The organism is Pseudooceanicola algae (assembly GCF_003590145.2).
GTDB classification, from domain to species: domain Bacteria; phylum Pseudomonadota; class Alphaproteobacteria; order Rhodobacterales; family Rhodobacteraceae; genus Pseudooceanicola; species Pseudooceanicola algae.
The window spans coordinates 301895-319009 of sequence record NZ_CP060436.1 but is presented as its reverse complement, the minus strand read 5'-3'; the positions used below and the strand labels follow the sequence as shown (position 1 = coordinate 319009).

18 protein-coding genes and 1 tRNA gene are annotated in these 17115 nt (G+C 64.6%); 8 read left to right on the top strand and 11 right to left on the bottom strand.

Annotated features, from left to right (window positions below):
- Positions 1-2 precede the first annotated feature (2 nt).
- The 5 genes from PSAL_RS01495 to PSAL_RS01475 all read right to left on the bottom strand — a co-directional run bounded on the left by PSAL_RS01495 (position 3) and on the right by PSAL_RS01475 (position 3680).
- A complete protein-coding gene (locus PSAL_RS01495) occupies positions 3-455 on the bottom strand; it encodes a DUF2155 domain-containing protein (RefSeq protein ID WP_119838002.1) in 453 nt (150 codons plus the stop codon).
- Positions 452-904 (bottom strand): outer membrane lipid asymmetry maintenance protein MlaD, encoded by a 453-nt coding sequence (gene mlaD, locus PSAL_RS01490; RefSeq protein ID WP_119838003.1) that lies wholly within the window; start codon positions 902-904, stop codon positions 452-454. The genes PSAL_RS01495 and mlaD overlap by 4 nt, the downstream gene beginning before the upstream one ends.
- A gap of 64 nt (positions 905-968) precedes the next feature.
- On the bottom strand, positions 969-1352 hold the full coding sequence (locus PSAL_RS01485) for an NADH:ubiquinone oxidoreductase subunit NDUFA12 (protein ID WP_119838004.1): 384 nt from the start codon (positions 1350-1352) through the stop codon (positions 969-971).
- Between the two features lie 248 nt (positions 1353-1600).
- Entirely contained in the window at positions 1601-2869 is a 1269-nt protein-coding gene (gene clpX / locus PSAL_RS01480; RefSeq protein WP_119838005.1) for an ATP-dependent Clp protease ATP-binding subunit ClpX, read from the bottom strand.
- Positions 2870-3047: 178 nt separating this feature from the next.
- A complete protein-coding gene (locus tag PSAL_RS01475; protein WP_119838006.1) occupies positions 3048-3680 on the bottom strand; it encodes an ATP-dependent Clp protease proteolytic subunit in 633 nt (210 codons plus the stop codon).
- A gap of 378 nt (positions 3681-4058) precedes the next feature.
- On the opposite strand from PSAL_RS01475, the gene PSAL_RS01470 reads away from it, so the two are divergent.
- Positions 4059-4751, top strand: coding sequence for a DUF1045 domain-containing protein (locus PSAL_RS01470; RefSeq protein WP_119838007.1), 693 nt, complete (start codon positions 4059-4061; stop codon positions 4749-4751).
- Between the two features lie 46 nt (positions 4752-4797).
- Here the strand turns inward: PSAL_RS01470 and PSAL_RS01465 are convergent, their stop codons facing one another.
- The 3 genes from PSAL_RS01465 to PSAL_RS01455 all read right to left on the bottom strand — a co-directional run bounded on the left by PSAL_RS01465 (position 4798) and on the right by PSAL_RS01455 (position 6938).
- Entirely contained in the window at positions 4798-5988 is a 1191-nt protein-coding gene (locus PSAL_RS01465; RefSeq protein WP_119838008.1) for an MFS transporter, read from the bottom strand.
- A 425-nt stretch (positions 5989-6413) separates the two neighbouring features.
- A complete protein-coding gene (locus PSAL_RS01460; protein WP_331274424.1) occupies positions 6414-6752 on the bottom strand; it encodes an NAD-dependent epimerase/dehydratase family protein in 339 nt (112 codons plus the stop codon).
- Positions 6753-6851: 99 nt separating this feature from the next.
- A tRNA-Leu gene (locus PSAL_RS01455) sits at positions 6852-6938 on the bottom strand.
- A 247-nt stretch (positions 6939-7185) separates the two neighbouring features.
- Here PSAL_RS01455 and lipB point away from each other — a divergent pair.
- The 4 genes from lipB to PSAL_RS01435 all read left to right on the top strand — a co-directional run bounded on the left by lipB (position 7186) and on the right by PSAL_RS01435 (position 10912).
- Positions 7186-7851, top strand: coding sequence for a lipoyl(octanoyl) transferase LipB (gene lipB / locus PSAL_RS01450; RefSeq protein ID WP_119838010.1), 666 nt, complete (start codon positions 7186-7188; stop codon positions 7849-7851).
- A gap of 94 nt (positions 7852-7945) precedes the next feature.
- Positions 7946-8383, top strand: a complete 438-nt coding sequence (locus PSAL_RS01445; RefSeq protein ID WP_119838011.1) for a c-type cytochrome — start codon at positions 7946-7948, stop codon at positions 8381-8383.
- A gap of 276 nt (positions 8384-8659) precedes the next feature.
- Complete coding sequence (gene ctaD, locus PSAL_RS01440) at positions 8660-10330, top strand: cytochrome c oxidase subunit I (protein ID WP_119838012.1); 1671 nt, start codon at positions 8660-8662, stop codon at positions 10328-10330.
- A gap of 87 nt (positions 10331-10417) precedes the next feature.
- On the top strand, positions 10418-10912 hold the full coding sequence (locus PSAL_RS01435) for a DUF2244 domain-containing protein (RefSeq protein WP_119838018.1): 495 nt from the start codon (positions 10418-10420) through the stop codon (positions 10910-10912).
- Positions 10913-10926: 14 nt separating this feature from the next.
- Here PSAL_RS01435 and PSAL_RS01430 read toward each other — a convergent pair whose 3' ends face one another.
- Complete coding sequence (locus PSAL_RS01430; protein WP_119838013.1) at positions 10927-11109, bottom strand: DUF3008 family protein; 183 nt, start codon at positions 11107-11109, stop codon at positions 10927-10929.
- 169 nt (positions 11110-11278) lie between these two features.
- Positions 11279-11740, bottom strand: a complete 462-nt coding sequence (locus PSAL_RS01425) for a GatB/YqeY domain-containing protein (RefSeq protein ID WP_119838014.1) — start codon at positions 11738-11740, stop codon at positions 11279-11281.
- A gap of 302 nt (positions 11741-12042) precedes the next feature.
- Between PSAL_RS01425 and carA the strand changes: the two genes are divergently transcribed.
- Positions 12043-13203, top strand: coding sequence for a glutamine-hydrolyzing carbamoyl-phosphate synthase small subunit (gene carA / locus PSAL_RS01420; RefSeq protein WP_119838015.1), 1161 nt, complete (start codon positions 12043-12045; stop codon positions 13201-13203).
- 402 nt (positions 13204-13605) lie between these two features.
- Complete coding sequence (locus PSAL_RS01415; RefSeq protein ID WP_231388580.1) at positions 13606-15651, top strand: glycosyltransferase family 2 protein; 2046 nt, start codon at positions 13606-13608, stop codon at positions 15649-15651.
- Positions 15652-15684: 33 nt separating this feature from the next.
- Here the strand turns inward: PSAL_RS01415 and PSAL_RS01410 are convergent, their stop codons facing one another.
- Positions 15685-16335 carry a GntR family transcriptional regulator gene (locus PSAL_RS01410; protein WP_119839773.1) on the bottom strand — a complete coding sequence of 217 codons (651 nt, stop codon included), beginning with the start codon at positions 16333-16335 and terminating at the stop codon, positions 15685-15687.
- 101 nt (positions 16336-16436) lie between these two features.
- Here PSAL_RS01410 and PSAL_RS01405 point away from each other — a divergent pair, with 101 nt between their 5' ends.
- On the top strand, positions 16437-17081 hold the full coding sequence (locus PSAL_RS01405; RefSeq protein ID WP_119839774.1) for a pyrimidine 5'-nucleotidase: 645 nt from the start codon (positions 16437-16439) through the stop codon (positions 17079-17081).
- The last annotated feature ends 34 nt before the right edge of the window (positions 17082-17115 follow it).

Here is a 17115-nt window from a genome sequence, read left to right as displayed (position 1 = left end):
CGTCAGTCGACGGGGGCTTCTTCGCCATCCTGCGGCGCGACCGGTTCCGGCGGGGCCACGGGTGCCTGCGCCGGGTCCTGAACATTGCCCGGCAGGGTGCAGCGCAGCACCCAGATGTCATAGCGGAAATGGTCCAGCGCATTCAGCGCCGGCGAGGATGCGATCATCCAGCCGTCGAACAGATCGCGGCCATCCTGACGTATCGACAGATAGGCATAGGCATCCCCCGAAGGGTTGCCCATCGGGTAGCGGCATTCCTTCAGCGTGATCTCAAGATCACCGAAGGGCGCGGTGGCGCCGTTACGCAGTTCCAGATCGGTCGTGGTGGCATCGATCCGGTCGAGACCGCGCAACATTGCGCCGGTCCCCGGCTCTGCCGCGTCCTGCGCCACGGCGGGACCCGCCATCAGCCCCGTGGCCAACAGGGTCACAACGAAACGACCCAGCGGTTTCATCCCTCGGAACCGCCCCCGGCGACGAATTTCAACAGCAGCGAGATCAGGCTGACAGAACCCTGGGTATCCAGAACCTCGTCCCCGGCCGCGTAGTTGAAGGTCGAGCCACCCGGCAGGATCTCCACGTAATTGCCGCCCAGCAGACCTTCGGAGGCGATCACCACCTGGCTGTCATCGGGCACGTCGATGCCGTTCTGGACGGTGAAACCGGCCTTGGCGCGGAAGCTCGCCGGGTCAAGAACGATATCCGTGACACTGCCGACCTTGACGCCGGCAAGGCGCACGTCGGTGCCGACGTTCACCCCTTCGATCGACCGGAAAGAGGCGTTGAGGTCATAGCCCTTGGTGCCGCCGATCCCGGCGATCTGGCCGGCATAGATCAGGAAGCCCGCAGCGATCGCGATGACCCCGGCCCCGACGATGATTTCGGTCGTGTTCTGAGAAGACATCAAAAGCGTCCCGTTCTGGTCGCCAATTCCTGGCAGTCAATGGGAGGATCGGGTGATCGAGCCCTTATTCGGGGCTCCAGGCCTCGTAATCCTCGCGGGCGGCGGGGCTTGCCTTGCGGATCGAGCCCGGCGGCGCATAGGCCAATGCCGTACCGGTCAGGTTTTCCAGGTGCGGCTTTTCCCAGGTCTTGTGCGGCAGCGGGCGATCCGTGGGCGTTTCGTCGAAGGTATGGTGCAGCCAGCCGTGCCAATCGGCACCGATCCGGCTTGCCTCGACTTCACCCTTGAACATGACCCAGCGTCGCTTGCCATCCGCCGTCTGGTAGAAGACGTTGCCTTCGTCATCCTCACCGACCTTCACACCCTTGCGCCGTGTATAAAGCGAGGTGTTCAGCGTCGCGGTGTCCCACCACGTCACGCCACGGAAAAGAGAATGCAGAATGCCCATCAAGACCTCCGGTACTGGTTGCTTCTGATATGACCTATTCGGCGGCGAAGGTCCAGAGGCCAGCGCCGCCAAGGCCGGGTGGATCGGCGCGGAATAGCTTGGATTGAAACGACATGGCAGCAAGCGGGCTCTGCCGCTACCCATTCCTTGCGCAAACAACGCGGCTGAAGCGGGTGACATGAAAAAGGCCCCACCGAAGCGGGGCCTTATCGATCCTGGCAGTCTTGCCGCCGAAGGACGCGCAGCGGTCAGCCCGCTGTCGCGCCTTCCTTCTTGGCATCGGCGTAGATCATCAGCGGGGCCGCATCTGCGCTCACGGCCTCTTCGTTGACGACGACTTCGTCGACGTTATCCATGCCCGGCAGGTCGAACATCGTATCAAGCAGGATGTCTTCGAGGATGGAACGCAGACCACGCGCACCGGTCTTGCGCTGGATGGCGCGCCGGGCGATGGCCAGAAGCGCATCATCAGTGAAGGTCAGCTCGACATCTTCCAGTTCAAACAGACGCTGGTATTGCTTTACCAAAGCGTTCTTCGGCTGGGTCAGGATGGTGACCAGAGCGTCTTCGTCCAGGTCCTCCAGCGTCGCCAGAACCGGCAGACGGCCGACGAATTCCGGGATCAGGCCGAATTTCAGCAGATCCTCGGGTTCGAGTTCCTGGAAGATCTCGCCAACGCCACGATCATCGTTGTCCCGCACATCGGCACCAAAGCCCATGGCCGAACCCTTGCCGCGCGCAGCGATGATCCGGTCGAGACCGGCAAAGGCACCGCCGCAGATGAACAGGATGTTGGTCGTGTCCACCTGCAGGAATTCCTGCTGCGGATGCTTGCGCCCGCCCTGGGGCGGCACGCTTGCGACCGTGCCTTCCATCAGCTTAAGCAGCGCCTGCTGCACGCCTTCGCCCGACACGTCGCGGGTGATCGACGGGTTTTCGGATTTGCGGGTGATCTTGTCGACCTCATCGATATAGACGATGCCGCGCTGCGCCTTCTCGACGTTGTATTCGCTGGATTGCAGCAACTTCAGGATGATGTTCTCGACATCCTCGCCGACATAGCCGGCTTCGGTCAGGGTCGTGGCATCGGCCATGGTAAAGGGCACATCCAGAATGCGCGCCAGCGTCTGCGCCAGCAGCGTCTTGCCGCAGCCCGTGGGGCCGATCAGCAGGATGTTGGACTTTGCCAGTTCGATATCGCCACCGGACTTGGCCGAATGGTTGAGCCGCTTGTAGTGGTTGTGCACCGCGACCGAGAGAACCCGTTTCGCCGTCATCTGGCCGATGACGTAATCGTCCAGAACACCGCAGATGTCCTTGGGCGTCGGCACGCCTTCAGAGCTTTTCAGCCCGGTCGACTTGGTTTCCTCGCGGATGATGTCCATGCACAATTCGACGCATTCGTCGCAGATGAACACGGTCGGGCCCGCGATCAGCTTGCGCACCTCGTGCTGGCTCTTGCCGCAGAAGCTGCAATAGAGCGTGTTCTTGCTGTCAGAGCCGGAATTCGTTGCCATCTTCAGTTCACCTTTCGCCCCGGAGGGCCTTTCATGCACGCCATATTGCGCGCTTCGGGGCCGTACCATTGCAGCATGCCAGACAGACTAGGCCAGCCCCGCAGGGGGGACAACGCCAAAGTTTGCCTGTTGCGCTGCAGCCACCCCTGCCCCGCCGGGGACAGGGGGTCTGGCCGAATTAGTCGGCATCCGAGCCGATGCTGTCGCGGCTTTCGACGATTTCGTCGATCAGGCCCCAGGCCTTGGCCTCTTCGGCGGACATGAAGTTGTCGCGTTCAAGGGCGTCCACCACCGCTTCGTAGCTTTGGCCGGTATGCTTGACGTAGATCCGGTTCAGACGCTCTTTCAGCTTCTTCGTGTGCTCGGCGTGGATCATGATGTCCGTCGCCTGGCCCTGATAGCCGCCCGAAGGCTGGTGCACCATGATCTCGGAGTTGGGCAGCGAAAAGCGCATGCCCTCGGCGCCGCCGGCCAGCAGCAGCGACCCCATGGACATCGCCTGACCGACAACCAGCGTCGACACCTTGGGCTTGATGTACTGCATGGTGTCATAGATCGACAGACCTGCGGTCACGACACCGCCGGGGCTGTTGATATACATGGAGATTTCCTTGGACGGATTTTCCGCCTCGAGGTGCAGCAGCTGCGCGACAATCAGGCTCGACATGCCGTCATGAACCGGGCCGGACAGGAAAATGATCCGTTCCTTCAGAAGGCGCGAAAAGATGTCGTAGGCGCGTTCGCCCCGGCTAGTCTGTTCGACGACCATCGGCACCAGATTGTTCATGTAGAAGTCGACCGGATCTCTCATACGCCTGCCCTTGATGTTATCCCTGATCCCTATCGATCAGATACTAATAGAGTCTTAGTGATCGTCAGGAACACCTGCAAGGGCGGGCGGAGATTTTGCCTAACGCCCCCTGACCCGAATGGGCGACGAGGGCGCCGTCGCGGCCCTTTTTCATCACGGCTTGCATCACGGCAGGGCGTCCCTGCCGGTCGCTGCCTTCCGCAGACGAATGCGGTCCCTGTACGCGACAAATTGCCCGTGGCGTCATTTCCATGTCATGCCCGCCACGCTATGACCGGGCGTCACGCGACCCGATCCCCGGCGCAATTGGCCGGATGGGGACCGCACATCCATGAGGCGCCCCAACAGGCGAACCCGATCCACAGGAAGGCCCCGAAGATGCAGGATTTCAGCCGCTTCGCGATCTATTACCTGCCCGCGCCCGGCCCCCTGGCCGATTTCGGCGCCGCCTGGCTGGGCTGGGATATCGCCACGGGGCAGCCCCGTCCGCATCCCGAAACCGGACCGCTGCCCTGCACGGTGCAGGACATCACCGCCAGGCCGCGCAAATACGGCTTTCACGGCACGATCAAGCCGCCCTTCAGCCTTGCCGACGGCCAGACCGCCGAGGCCCTGGCATCGGCGGCCCGGTCTTTATGCGCGGCACAAGCGCCCGTCCTGCTGCAAGGGCTCGCCCTGCGCCGCATCCGGCGCTTTCTGGCCCTGACGCCGGTCGGGGATGCAACTGATCTGGCGATGCTGGCCGGGACCATGGTCCGCGACCTCGACCCGTTCCGCGCGCCGCCGGCCCCGGCCGAGACCGCGCGCCGCCGCAAGGCCGGCCTGTCGGACCGGCAGGAGGCGCTTTTGCAGCAGTGGGGCTATCCCTACGTCATGGACGAATTCCGCTTTCACCTGACCTTGTCAGGGGCCCTGCCTGACGATCAGGCCCGCGCGACCGAAGCGGCCCTGGCGAATCTTCTGCCCGCTCTGCCGGCCCCGTTCCGCATCGACAGCCTGGCCCTGGCGGGAGAGGACGCCGAGGGCCGTTTTCACCTGATCGAACGCCTGCCCCTGAACGCGGCGGGTTGATCCACGCGAACAGCAGCAGGCACCGACAAGCGCCAGCCCCGGACGATCAGCCGGCGGGAATCCCCCGCCGACGCGGCGCATCGTCCAGCATGGCGATGCCCCAGATCACCAGCCCGGCCAGCGACAGGCCAAGGCCAACCAGCCCGATGGAAGGCCAACCCGCACCGGCCATCAGCGCGAGCCCGCCCAGCCAGGGGCCAAGCGCATTGGCAACGTTGAAGGCCGAATGGTTCAGCGCCGCCGACAGGGTCGGCGCGTCCGAGGCAAGGTCCATCAGCCGGGTCTGCAGGATCGTGCTCAGCCCGCCGGTGATCCCGATGACCAGCAGCACGGGCGCCATCAGCCACAGGTTTCCGGCGACGGCCCAGAAGGCGACCATCATCACCGCATTGACCGCCAGCGCCCCGGCCGCCGCGCCCATGATCGACTTGTCCGCGGCCCAGCCGCAGATGAACTGCCCCGCCGTCATGCCGACGCCGAAGACCATCAGCATGATCGGCACCACGGCCGCACTGCCGCCTGCATGTTGCATGATGACCGAGGCAAGGTAGGTATAGATGCAGAACATGCCCCCCGATCCGATGCTGCCGATGGCCAGCGTCAGCCAGACCTGCCGCCGCTTCAGCGTGGCAAGCTCGCGCATCGGGCTGGCATCGGCTGCAACCGGAAGGCGCGGCGCCAGCAGATGCACCATGATCGCGCAGGTGGCGGCGAGGATCGTGACGATGGCAAAGCTCCAGCGCCAGCCGAGCACCGCGCCAAAGACATTGGCCAGCGGCACGCCCAGCACCGTCGCCACCGTCAGGCCCAGCATCACCCGCGCCACCGCCTGCGCCCGTTTTTCCCGCGCCACCAGCGAGGCGGCCATCAGGCCGGCCACACCGAAATAGGCCCCATGCGGCAGTCCGGCAAAAAAGCGCGACGTGGCGAAACCACCCCAGCCCGGCATCAGCGCGGAACTGCCGTTCACCACCGCGTAATAGGCCATCAACGCGACCAGCAGGGTGCGCCGTGGCACCCGCGCGCTCAACAATGCGACAAGAGGCGCACCGACACAGACGCCAAGTGCATAGGCGCTGATCGCATGACCCGCCTCGGCTTCGCTGACGCCGAAATCGGCCGAGAAGAAGGGCAGGATGCTCATGGTGGCGAATTCGGCCACGCCGATGGCGAAACCGCCCATGGCAAGGGCCAGCATGACAAGTCCGGGGCGCGCGCCGCTCTGGCTGCTTTGCATAGGGATGCTCCGACGCGGAGCAGGCCCGCGTTGTCTGGGGATCCGCCCGCAGGGACCGCCCCGGCACCCGGTTCAGCGGGTACGGCAGGGCGCGCGGGGGTATCGAATGTGAACGCGAACGGCCAGACGGGGCAATCGGGGGCAGTGGGGAACAAGCCCGGCCGCAAGGTCTGTTTCCCCCCGGTCGCGGCGCAACGCAAGACCCGTTCCGCGCGATTCCGGGATTGCAGGGCGAAAAAAATGCGGGCGGCGCGCCACTCTGCCGAGGAAAGACGCCAGCCCCCTGGCGGGTCAGCCTGCGCGGCCGGGGGCCCTGCCCCGGATCTGCTTCCCCCCTCAGAGCACGGAAACAGGCGATCGTCCGCAGCAGCCCATCGCTGATCCCGCCCTCGGGCTCCCAGGCCAGAGCAGCCCACGCCAGGGCGTTATCCGGCTGGCGCCGAGTCGGATCGCCATTGGGGCTGTGGTCCCTGCAGGATCCGGGTGCCGGTGCCGACCGCGGCCGAGATCACCTCGACCAGCTCCAGCACGGTGCATGCGCGCGGATTGCCCCGGTTGCAGGCCCGCGCCATGTCGCCCGCGCTGGCCATCAGCCGCACCAACCCCTCGACCATATCCGTGATGAAACAGAAGAACCGCCTCTGCCCGCCGTCGCCGTAGATCGTCAGCGGCGCGCCGGACAGCGCTTGCCCGATGAAATTCAACACCACGCGGCCGTCGCTGACGGTCCTGCGCGGCCCGCAGGTGTCAAAGACGCGCACAATGGGGATGTCGGGACTGTGCTTCCTGGCTTGGATTTCCCACTGCGGCCCGGCTTGTCGCGGGCCTGTCGATCATCATCATCCGCGATGTGTCGGGATGAATGGTGCGGTCGAGAGGACTCGAACCTCCACGGGTGTTACCCCACAGCGACCTCAACGCTGCGCGTCTACCAATTCCGCCACGACCGCACGTGATCAGGTAGGTAGCGGGCATATACCGAGCGTCTCCGGGAATGTGAAGCGGAAAATCTGCCGATGTGGATTTTCTTCTCCCGAGCCGGAAAGCGCCTGTTTTCGCTCCCTGAAAGGCGGGTAAAAAAGGCGCGGCGCAGCGGGTCGCTCGGCCTGTCCCTGCCCCGCCTCCATCTCGACAATCCGGGGCACCGGGTGCATATCCGCCCCGGAAACGAACAATGCAGATTGCCGGGGGCGGGACATGGTGGAATGGCGCAAATCCGACGGGCTGGTGCCCTATGAACAGGCCCTGGCCGAGATGGAGGCCCGCGTGGCCGCCATCGCCGCTGGCACCGCGGAAGAGCTGATCTGGCTGCTGGAACATCCCCCGCTTTATACCGCCGGCACCTCGGCCCGGATCGAGGATCTAACCGATCCCGACCGCTTTCCGGTGCATGAGGCGCGGCGCGGCGGGCAATATACCTACCACGGGCCGGGACAGCGCGTCGCCTATGTCTTGCTAGACCTGAACCGGCGTGGGCGCGACATCCGCGCCTTCGTTCTGGCGCTGGAGGGCTGGGTGATCGCCACCCTGAACGATTTCGGCATCCGGGGAGAGATCCGCGAAGGCCGCGTCGGTGTCTGGGTACCGCGCCCGGAAAAGGCGCCCCTGGCCGATGGCACCCCGCGCGAAGACAAGATCGCCGCCATCGGTATCCGGCTGCGCAAATGGGTCAGCTTTCACGGGATCTCGATCAACGTGGAGCCGGACCTGAGCCATTTCTCGGGAATCGTGCCCTGCGGGATTTCGGATCAGGGGGTGACCAGCCTTGTCGATCTGGGCCTGCCGGTCACCATCGACGACCTTGACCTGGCGCTGATGGCGCGCTTCCCCGAGGCCTTTCCCGACCCCGCAACGGCGACCTGACCGCCCTGCGACAATAGACCAGAGGCGCAGGGGCTGGGGATTCGCACGATCGCTTGCTAGGATTCGCTCTGACATTTCGCGACCGGAGCTTTCCATGCCACGCCAGACACCCCTTGCAGCCCTGTCCTTGTCCGTGATTCTGTCTCTGGCCGGGGCCGCCCCTGGCCTTGCGGGTGATCCGGCGGCCGGGGAAGCCGATTACAAGAAATGCCGCGCCTGTCACAAGATCCAGAACGGTTCGGACATGATTCAGCGCGGGGGTCCCACGGGCCCGAACCTTTACGGGGTGATCGGGCGTCAGGCCGGGATCGGGGACTTCCGCTATGGCGCCGACCTGATCGCCGCCGGCGAGACCGGGTTGATCTGGACCGAGGAAAACCTGGCCGCCTATGTTACCGACCCGCGGGCCTTCGTCCGCGACTTCCTGGACGACAGTTCGGCGACGGTAAAGATGAGCTTCAAGCTGCCCAGAGGGCAGGACGACATCGCCGCCTATCTTGCCAGCGTCGCGCCGGAGGCGGACGGGTCCTGAGCCCAAGGTCGCCCGCCCCTTACCCTGCCACCCGTCAAAGACGATTCCCCCGTCGGCCCGCCCTGCACCGCCCATGCGGCCCGAACCCGGTGCGCGCAGATCAAGGGCGGAGTGCAGCAGGGCTGGGCGGAACAACCCCTGCGACAAAATAATTTGATCTGCGTCAAATGCGGCCATTGCCCCGCATGATCCCGTCTTTTAGAAAGCTAGGGATTTCTGGCGCATGGGAGGAGTCCCCCGTTCCGCCGTCCGCACAACTCTAGCAGGAGGCACGACATGGCCGACGCAGCCGTTCATGGCCACGGGCACGAGGATACCAGAGGGTTCTTCACCCGCTGGTTCATGTCTACCAACCACAAGGATATCGGGATTCTCTACCTGATCGTCGCAGCCTGCGCCGGTCTGATCTCGGTCATGTTCACCGTCTACATGCGGATGGAGCTGATGCACCCCGGTGTGCAGTTCATGTGCCTCGAAGGCGCAAGGCTCTTCCCGTCTGCGGCGGAATGTACGCCCAACGGGCATCTTTGGAACGTGATGATCACCTATCACGGTGTCCTGATGATGTTCTTCGTCGTGATCCCGGCCCTGTTCGGCGGTTTCGGCAACTATTTCATGCCGTTGCAAATCGGCGCGCCGGACATGGCGTTCCCGCGCCTCAACAACATGTCCTTCTGGTTCTACGTGGCCGGCCTGACGCTCGGCGTCTGCTCGCTGCTGGCACCGGGGGGCAATGACCAGCTTGGGTCGGGCGTGGGGTGGGTGCTTTACCCGCCGCTGTCGACCTCCGAAGGCGGGTATTCGATGGATCTCGCGATCTTCGCGGTGCACGTATCCGGTGCCTCGTCGATCCTCGGCGCGATCAACATCATTACCACCTTCCTGAACATGCGCACGCCGGGGATGACCCTGTTCAAGGTGCCGCTGTTCGCCTGGTCGGTCTTTGTCACCGCCTGGCTGATCCTTCTGGCCCTGCCTGTCCTGGCTGGCGCGATCACCATGCTGCTGACCGACCGGAACTTCGGAACGACCTTCTTCCAGCCCGCCGGCGGTGGGGATCCGATCCTCTACCAGCACATCCTGTGGTTCTTCGGTCACCCCGAGGTCTACATCATCATCCTGCCCGGCTTCGGCATCATCAGCCACGTCATCTCGACCTTCGCGCGCAAGCCGATCTTCGGCTACCTGCCGATGGTCCTCGCGATCATCGCGATCGGCGTGCTGGGCTTCGTCGTCTGGGCGCACCACATGTACACCGTGGGTCTGTCGCTGACGCAGCAGAGCTACTTCATGATGGCGACCATGGTCATCGCGGTGCCGACCGGCGTGAAGGTGTTCAGCTGGATCGCGACGATGTGGCAGGGCTCGATCGAGTTCAAGACGCCGATGCTCTGGGCCTTCGGGTTCCTGTTCCTGTTCACCGTCGGCGGTGTCACCGGTCTGGTCCTCAGTCAGGCCCCCGTGGACCGCGCCTATCACGACACCTACTATGTCGTGGCGCACTTCCACTACGTGATGTCGCTGGGGGCGATCTTTGCCATCTTCGCCGGGGTCTATTTCTATTTCGGCAAGATGACAGGGCGCCAGTACCCTGAATGGGCTGGCAAGCTGCACTTCTGGATGATGTTCATCGGGGCCAACCTGACCTTCTTCCCGCAGCACTTCTTGGGTCGTCAGGGCATGCCGCGCCGTTACATCGACTACCCGGAAGGCTTCGCAGTCTGGAACTACTGGTCCTCGATGGGCGCCTTCCTGTCCTTCGCGTCGTTCCTGTTCTTCTTCGGCATCATGTTCTATTCGCTGTTCCGCGGCGCCAAGGTGACCGAGAACAACTACTGGAACGAATACGCTGATACGCTGGAATGGACCCTGCCCTGCCCGCCGCCCGAACATACGTTCGAGCAGCTTCCCAAGCAGGAAGACTGGGACAAGGGCCACGCCCACTGAACCGGCCGCAGGAACAACAAAGGGGCGCCCATGTTGCGCCCCTTTGCATTTGATCTCCCCAAGGCCCGCCAAAGGGCCATTACAGAGATGACGGAGCCCCCCTTGCCCTATCACTGGCAGGACACCACCCGGCTGGAGCTCAGGCCCTATCGTTCGCTGCCCAGGCAGGGCTTTGCGGTGGTGATCCTGTTGTTTTTCGGACTGGTGTCGATCCCGCTGCTGACGATGATCGGCACACCTGTGCTCTGGGGGTTGCTGCCCTTTGCCATGCTGGCGCTGACCGGGCTTTGGTGGGGGCTGGATCGATCCTACCGCGATACGGAGATCCACGAGGTGCTGAAGATCGGCACAGACACCTGCCAGTTGATCCGCAGCGGACCGCGCGGGCGGCATCAGGAATGGCAGGCCAATCCCTATTGGGTCACGGTGCGGCTATACCCGACTGGCGGCAAGGTTGCGCAATACATCACCCTGGCCGGCAATGGCCGCGAGGTCGAAATCGGCGCCTTCCTGTCCGAAGACGAGCGCAGCCGGCTTTACCCCGAATTGCTGCAGGCCTTCGGCCAGCACGCGGCTGGATGAAACTCTAGCTGGGACTAGCTTGCCTCTTCGGGCAGATCCTTGCGTTGCGTTCCGGCCATCTCGGCAAGCTCGGCTTCCGTCATCGACTCGTACATATCTTTCGATGCGCCTTGCAGGCTCGACGTCTTCGTCTCGCCCCGCTTGGCGGACAGGGCGGCGCCGGCGGCACGTTGCTGGGATTTCGACTGGGCTTTCATGACAGGTCTCCTTTGTGCTCAAAGGATCAACCGGGTCCCCCCGGCGCAGGTTCCCCCCACCGCCATGCGAAAACCCCGGCGGCCAGAGGCACACCGGGGCTTTGCAAAATGTCGTTCGGTTCTCCGGGGCGGCGCGGAACAGCCGCGACGCCAGCCCCCCCCGCCGGTATCAGGAGGCGAAGCGCTTCTTCACCATCGGCCCGACAGAGCCGAAATCCATCTGGCCGGTATATTTCGACTTCAGGTGGCCCATGATCTTGCCCATGTCGCGGATCGAATGCGCATCCGTGGACGAAATCGCCTCTTCGATGGCCTTGTCGACCTCGGTCTGGTTCAGCTGGCGGGGCAGGAATTCCTCGATCACCTTGATCTCGTCCAGCTCTTGCTGGGCCAGGTCGATCCGTCCGCCTTCTTCGTAGGCGCGCGCGCTTTCCTGACGCTGCTTGGTCATCTTGCCCATGATGGCCAGAACTTCGGATTCGCCGACGCCTTCGTCATTGCCGTCTCCACGCGTGGCGATGTCGCGATCCTTTATCGCCGCATTGACCAGGCGCAGCGTGCACAGACGCGTGCTGGCACGATCTCTCATCGCCTGCTTGATCTCGGCGTTGAGTTTTTCCCTTAGTGACATGTCACATCTATCCCCGGATGTTGTGGCAATTGCCGACAATACCGAATGTGGCGGGGACGAACAAGGACCGCGCCGCGACGTCGCCTGACGATATCCGTGTCGTCCGATCAATAGGCAAAGGCCGCAGGGAAACGCCTGCGGCGGCAGCATTCGGGTCGCACCAGGGCGGGAATGTCCCACCGCCCGGAAGGGACCCGCAGGACAGGCAGGGCCCGGCCGCGAGGCGAATGGCCTTCGGGCCTTGACCCGCCGCCCGCCGCCCCATAGGAATGCGCAAATTTCAAGCCAGAAGAGTCGCCGCCATGCCCCTTTCCCAAGGACAGAAACCGACCGCCTGCCTCGCACTGGCCGACGGCACCATCTTCTACGGCAAAGGGTTCGGTGCCACCGGCATCACCGTGGCCGAGCTTTGCTTCAACACCGCCATGACCGGCTATCAGGAGATCATGACCGATCCCTCCTACGCCGGGCAGATCGTCACCTTCACCTTCCCCCATATCGGCAACACCGGCGTCAATCCCGAAGACGACGAGACCGCCGATCCCGTGGCTGACGGCATGGTGGTGAAATGGGACCCGACCGAACCCTCGAACTGGCGTTCGGCCGGCGAACTGGGCGACTGGCTTGCCAGCCGGGGCCGGATCGCCATCGGCGGCATCGACACCCGTCGGCTGACGCGGGTGATCCGGGCACGCGGCGCGCCCCATGCGGCCCTTCAGCACGATCCCGAAGGCAATTTCGACATCGAGGCCCTGGTGGCCAAGGCCCGCGCCTTTACGGGTCTGGTCGGTCTCGACCTCGCCAAGGGAGTCACCTGCGCGCAGACCTACCGCTGGGACGAGATGCGGTGGGCCTGGCCCGACGGTTTCACCAAGCAGACCGAAGCCCGTCACAAGGTCGTCGCCATCGACTACGGCGCCAAGCGCAACATCCTGCGTTGCCTGGCCTCGGCCGGCTGCGACGTGACCGTGCTGCCTGCCACCGCCACGGCGGACGAGGTCCTGGCCCATGGACCCGACGGTCTGTTCCTGTCCAACGGCCCCGGTGATCCCGCCGCGACCGGCGTCTATGCCGTGCCGATGATCCAGGACGTGATGAAACGCTCCGGCATGCCGATCTTCGGCATCTGCCTCGGGCACCAGATCCTGTCGATTGCCCTGGGCGCCACCACGGTCAAGATGAACCATGGTCACCACGGCGCGAACCACCCGGTGAAGGATCTGGAAACCGGCAAGGTCGAGATCACCTCGATGAACCACGGGTTCGCAGTCGACAGCCAGTCGCTGCCCGCTGGCGTGACCGAGACCCACGTGTCGCTGTTCGACGGGTCCAATTGCGGCATCCGCATGACCGACCGGCCGGTCTTTTCGGTCCAGTACCACCCCGAGGCAAGCCCCGGCCCGCAGGACAGCTTCTACTTGTTCGAGCGCTTCGCCGCCTCGATGGACAAGGTCGCCTCCTGACCCTTTGGCAGGCGCGGTCGATGCCTGCGCCGCCGGAATTGACCTGCCGCTCTCCTAGCCGCCCCTGTCTGGCCACCCCTCCCTGACCACCCCTCCCTGACCCGACCCGATCGAACGCGGGTCGGATATACCCGCGGTTCCAGATATATGACCCCGGATATCTATTAACCCAGAGTTAACCCCACCCGCGCCATGCTCCCGCCGAGGTTGAAACGGGGTTTGGCGGATGGCGCTGCATCCACGCAGGCTGGAAGCACGAGACGGCGCGCGCAGCATGGCTCGCGACGGTGCAGGGGGTGGGGCGCAGGCCGCCCGCACTGCCGCCGGGATGCCAGCCGACATGTTGCAGGCCGCCCAGACCCCATCCCATTCCCTGACCTGCCGCCGCCCCGGCCCGCCCCGTTGGCCCGGACCAGCCCGTCGGGCCCCCTGCACGAGGCCGGCGAACCCGCCCGGATCTTCGGCTTTCAGGAGGCTGCGACATCCTTCGTTCCGGTCCAGCGTCAGGGCGCCAACTACGACGACCCGATCCGGGCCCTGCGCCGTGACTGGGCCGAGGGACAGCTGAGCGAGGAGGACCTTTTGCAGAGCCTCGCCCGCAGCTTTCGCCTGGAATGTGTCGACCTGCGGCGCAATCGGCCCGCAGACGCGTTGCAGGACCTGCTGGACCCGACCTTCTGCATCCGCCACCAGATCGTGCCGCACGGGGTGGAACAGGGCTACATCGTCTTTGCCACCGCTCGCCCAGAGGATTTCCTGAGCCTGATCCCCGCCATCGAAACCGCGATGCGGGCCGAAGCAAAGGCTGCGGAGGCCGCCGACACGCAGCTGAAAGACGCCCCGCGACAGGCGCTGCGGATCTCGGTCCGTCCGGTGATCGCGGGTCGGGACGCGATCCACAGCTATCTGGCCTGGCATCACGGCGACAGGTTGATCAGGACCATGACCAGCCGCGTCCCCCCGCACGAAAGCTGCCGGACCTGGTCCGTCGACCGCCGCCGCTACCTGATAACCGGCGTGTTCATTACCGCCTTGATCGGCCTGACGGCCCTGGCACCGGGTGCGCTGATCCTGGGCCTTGTCTGCTGGGGGGTGCTGACGCTGCTCTGTGTGCTGGTGATGAAATCCTCGGCCCTGATCGCCGGGCTGATCGACCGCCGCCCGCCGGAACCGGACTGCCCGCCGCCGGGCACCCGATTGCCAGTGATCTCGGTGCTGGCGCCAATGTACCGCGAAAGGGGCATTGCGGATGCGCTGATCCGCCGGTTGGAGCGGCTGGATTACCCGCGCGAAAACCTCGACGTCGTGTTGGTGCTGGAAGAGAAAGATCTGGTCACTCAGGAAGTCGTCGCCACCCAGGGCATCCCGAACTGGATGCGGGTGGTGATCGTGCCCGACGGCCTGCCGCGTACCAAGCCGCGGGCGATGAACTATGCGCTGGATTTCTGCCGGGGCGAGATCATCGGGATCTATGATGCCGAGGACGCGCCAGACCCCGACCAGCTGCGCCGGGTTGCTGCACGCTTCAACGCCGCCCCGGCAGAGGTCGCCTGCCTGCAGGGGGCGCTCGATTACTACAACCCGCATCAGAACTGGCTCGCCCGTTGTTTCACCATCGAATACAACAGTTGGTTTCGGGTGGTGCTGCCGGGGCTGACCCGGCTCGGTTTTGCGATCCCGCTTGGCGGCACCACGGTTTTCATGCGGCGCGCACCGCTGGAACGGCTGGGCGGTTGGGACGCGCATAATGTGACCGAGGATGCCGACCTCGGCTATCGCCTGGCGCGGCACGGCTACCGCACCGAGATCCTGCAAAGCACCACCGGCGAAGAGGCCAATTGCCACGCCCTGCCATGGGTCAAGCAAAGGTCGCGCTGGCTGAAGGGCTACATGGTCACCTACCTCGTGCATATGCGCCAGCCGCTGCTGTCGATGCGTCAGATGGGGGCCTGGCAATTTTTCGGCTTCCAGATCCACTTCATCTCGGCGATATCGCAATTCCTGCTGGCGCCCCTGCTCTGGTCGCTCTGGCTGCTGATGCTGGGGCTGCCGCATCCGCTGGCAGGGCTGGTACCCTACTGGATGCTGAAGATGTTCACCACCTTCTTCGTCATCGCGGAACTGCAGAACATCATTCTCGGCATCGTCGCGGTCTCGCGATCCCAGCACCGGCGGCTCTGGTTCTGGGTGCCCAGCCTGCACTTCTACTACCCGCTCGGATGCCTTGCCTGTTACAAGGCGCTTTACGAGATGATCGTCTGTCCCTTCTACTGGGACAAAACCCAGCATGGCCATTCCACCCAGCTGTTCAAACGCCGGTCCGCCATGGCGGGAACGCCCGAAGTCCCCTGCACGCAAGTGCCCCCGTGCCATGAACCTGCATCGGCGAAAGGGCCGCCTGTCGCGGCAGGACCGGACCTCGCCGCGCCAGGACAAACCCTCCACTAGGCCGGTTCCACTGCCGGGGCAGTGCCACGCGGGTCAGATCAGCCCGTCGTCGCGGGCGGCATCCAGTTTCAGCCGGGTGACAAAGGCCTTCGAGATATGGATCCGCAGGCTTTCCGCCGCGCGATCCTCGTCCCGGGCGGCGATGGCGCGGACGATCTGATCATGTTCGCTCAGCGCATCGTTGTCGCGCCCCTCGGCCGCAAGCGACGTGGTGGCCAGAAGCGCCATGGAGCGATGCACGAGGTCAAGCTGCTGCACCAGGAACCGGTTGTGCGAGGCCAGGTGGATCTGGTGGTGAAAACGCCGGTTCGCCCGGCTGAGCGCGGGCGGATCGCCAAGATAGCGCTGATCGTCTGCCACCATGTCCTGCAGGACGCGGATCTCTTCGGCTGTGGCGTGCCGGGCGGCAAGACGGGCCGCCAGGGCCTCGAGCTCGGTGCGCACGATGTAAAGCTCGGCCAACTGGTTGTGATCCAGCGAGGCCACGATCAGCGACCGGCCGTCGCGGGTCAGCAGGGCCTGAGTCTCAAGCCGTTGCAGCGCCTCGCGGATCGGGGTGCGCGAAACGCCGAAACGCTCGGCCAGCTCGCTTTCCACCAGCCGGTCGCCGGGGCGGTAGAGCCCGACATCGATGGCTTCCAGAATCAGGGAATAAGCGTCTCCCTGCGCGGGTTTACTGGCCATTGGCTGTTTCCTTTCAACGTCCCCGCACCTTAGGGGCGGGGCGGCGATCAGGCAAGCTGCGGGCGCTTGCGACCGGCGCGCGGTAGGGATAGCGTCAGGCCATGCCCAAAGATGCCTTTTCCCATGTGACGACCTGGGTCTTCGACCTGGACAATACGCTTTATCACCCTTCGGCCCGGCTGTTCGATCAGATCGAGGTCCGGATGACCGATTGGGTGATGCGTACCCTTGGCCTCGGGCAGGCCGAGGCGGATCAGCTGCGCAAGGATTACTGGCACAATCACGGCACCACGCTGGCCGGGTTGATGCGCGAACATGATGTCGACCCGCTGCCCTATCTGACCGAGGTGCACGAGATCGACCTCAGCCACATGGAACGCGATCCGGTGCTGGCTGACCGCATCACCGCCCTGCCCGGCCGCAAGATCGTCTATACCAACGGCTCCGGCCCCTATGCCGAACGGGTGCTGGAATCGCGCGGCCTGGCGGGGCGTTTCGATGCGATCTACGGGATCGAACACGCCGGGTTCCGCCCCAAGCCGGACCGCGACGCCTATGACGTGATCTTCGGCACCGACGGACTGGACCCCAGCTGCGCCGCGATGTTCGAGGACGATCCCCGCAATCTGGCCCAGCCCCACGCCATGGGCCTGCGCTGCGTCCATGTGGCTGAGGCGCCGGTGACCGCGCCGCATGTGCATTTTCATACCGACGACCTGTCCGGTTTTCTTGCCCGCGTGATCTGAGCGGATTTTCCGCTAGGTATAGCGGGACCAAATC

What these genes read in the sequence shown, in the direction of transcription:
- PSAL_RS01495 (WP_119838002.1), bottom strand. Translation starts at nt 455, where the DNA reads ATGAAACCGCTGGGTCGTTTCGTTGTGACCCTGTTGGCCACGGGGCTG.
- mlaD (WP_119838003.1), bottom strand. Translation starts at nt 904, where the DNA reads ATGTCTTCTCAGAACACGACCGAAATCATCGTCGGGGCCGGGGTCATC.
- PSAL_RS01485 (WP_119838004.1), bottom strand. Translation starts at nt 1,352, where the DNA reads ATGGGCATTCTGCATTCTCTTTTCCGTGGCGTGACGTGGTGGGACACC.
- clpX (WP_119838005.1), bottom strand. Translation starts at nt 2,869, where the DNA reads ATGGCAACGAATTCCGGCTCTGACAGCAAGAACACGCTCTATTGCAGC.
- PSAL_RS01475 (WP_119838006.1), bottom strand. Translation starts at nt 3,680, where the DNA reads ATGAGAGATCCGGTCGACTTCTACATGAACAATCTGGTGCCGATGGTC.
- PSAL_RS01470 (WP_119838007.1), top strand. Translation starts at nt 4,059, where the DNA reads ATGCAGGATTTCAGCCGCTTCGCGATCTATTACCTGCCCGCGCCCGGC.
- PSAL_RS01465 (WP_119838008.1), bottom strand. Translation starts at nt 5,988, where the DNA reads ATGCAAAGCAGCCAGAGCGGCGCGCGCCCCGGACTTGTCATGCTGGCC.
- lipB (WP_119838010.1), top strand. Translation starts at nt 7,186, where the DNA reads ATGGTGGAATGGCGCAAATCCGACGGGCTGGTGCCCTATGAACAGGCC.
- PSAL_RS01445 (WP_119838011.1), top strand. Translation starts at nt 7,946, where the DNA reads ATGCCACGCCAGACACCCCTTGCAGCCCTGTCCTTGTCCGTGATTCTG.
- ctaD (WP_119838012.1), top strand. Translation starts at nt 8,660, where the DNA reads ATGGCCGACGCAGCCGTTCATGGCCACGGGCACGAGGATACCAGAGGG.
- PSAL_RS01435 (WP_119838018.1), top strand. Translation starts at nt 10,418, where the DNA reads ATGACGGAGCCCCCCTTGCCCTATCACTGGCAGGACACCACCCGGCTG.
- PSAL_RS01430 (WP_119838013.1), bottom strand. Translation starts at nt 11,109, where the DNA reads ATGAAAGCCCAGTCGAAATCCCAGCAACGTGCCGCCGGCGCCGCCCTG.
- PSAL_RS01425 (WP_119838014.1), bottom strand. Translation starts at nt 11,740, where the DNA reads ATGTCACTAAGGGAAAAACTCAACGCCGAGATCAAGCAGGCGATGAGA.
- carA (WP_119838015.1), top strand. Translation starts at nt 12,043, where the DNA reads ATGCCCCTTTCCCAAGGACAGAAACCGACCGCCTGCCTCGCACTGGCC.
- PSAL_RS01410 (WP_119839773.1), bottom strand. Translation starts at nt 16,335, where the DNA reads ATGGCCAGTAAACCCGCGCAGGGAGACGCTTATTCCCTGATTCTGGAA.
- PSAL_RS01405 (WP_119839774.1), top strand. Translation starts at nt 16,437, where the DNA reads ATGCCCAAAGATGCCTTTTCCCATGTGACGACCTGGGTCTTCGACCTG.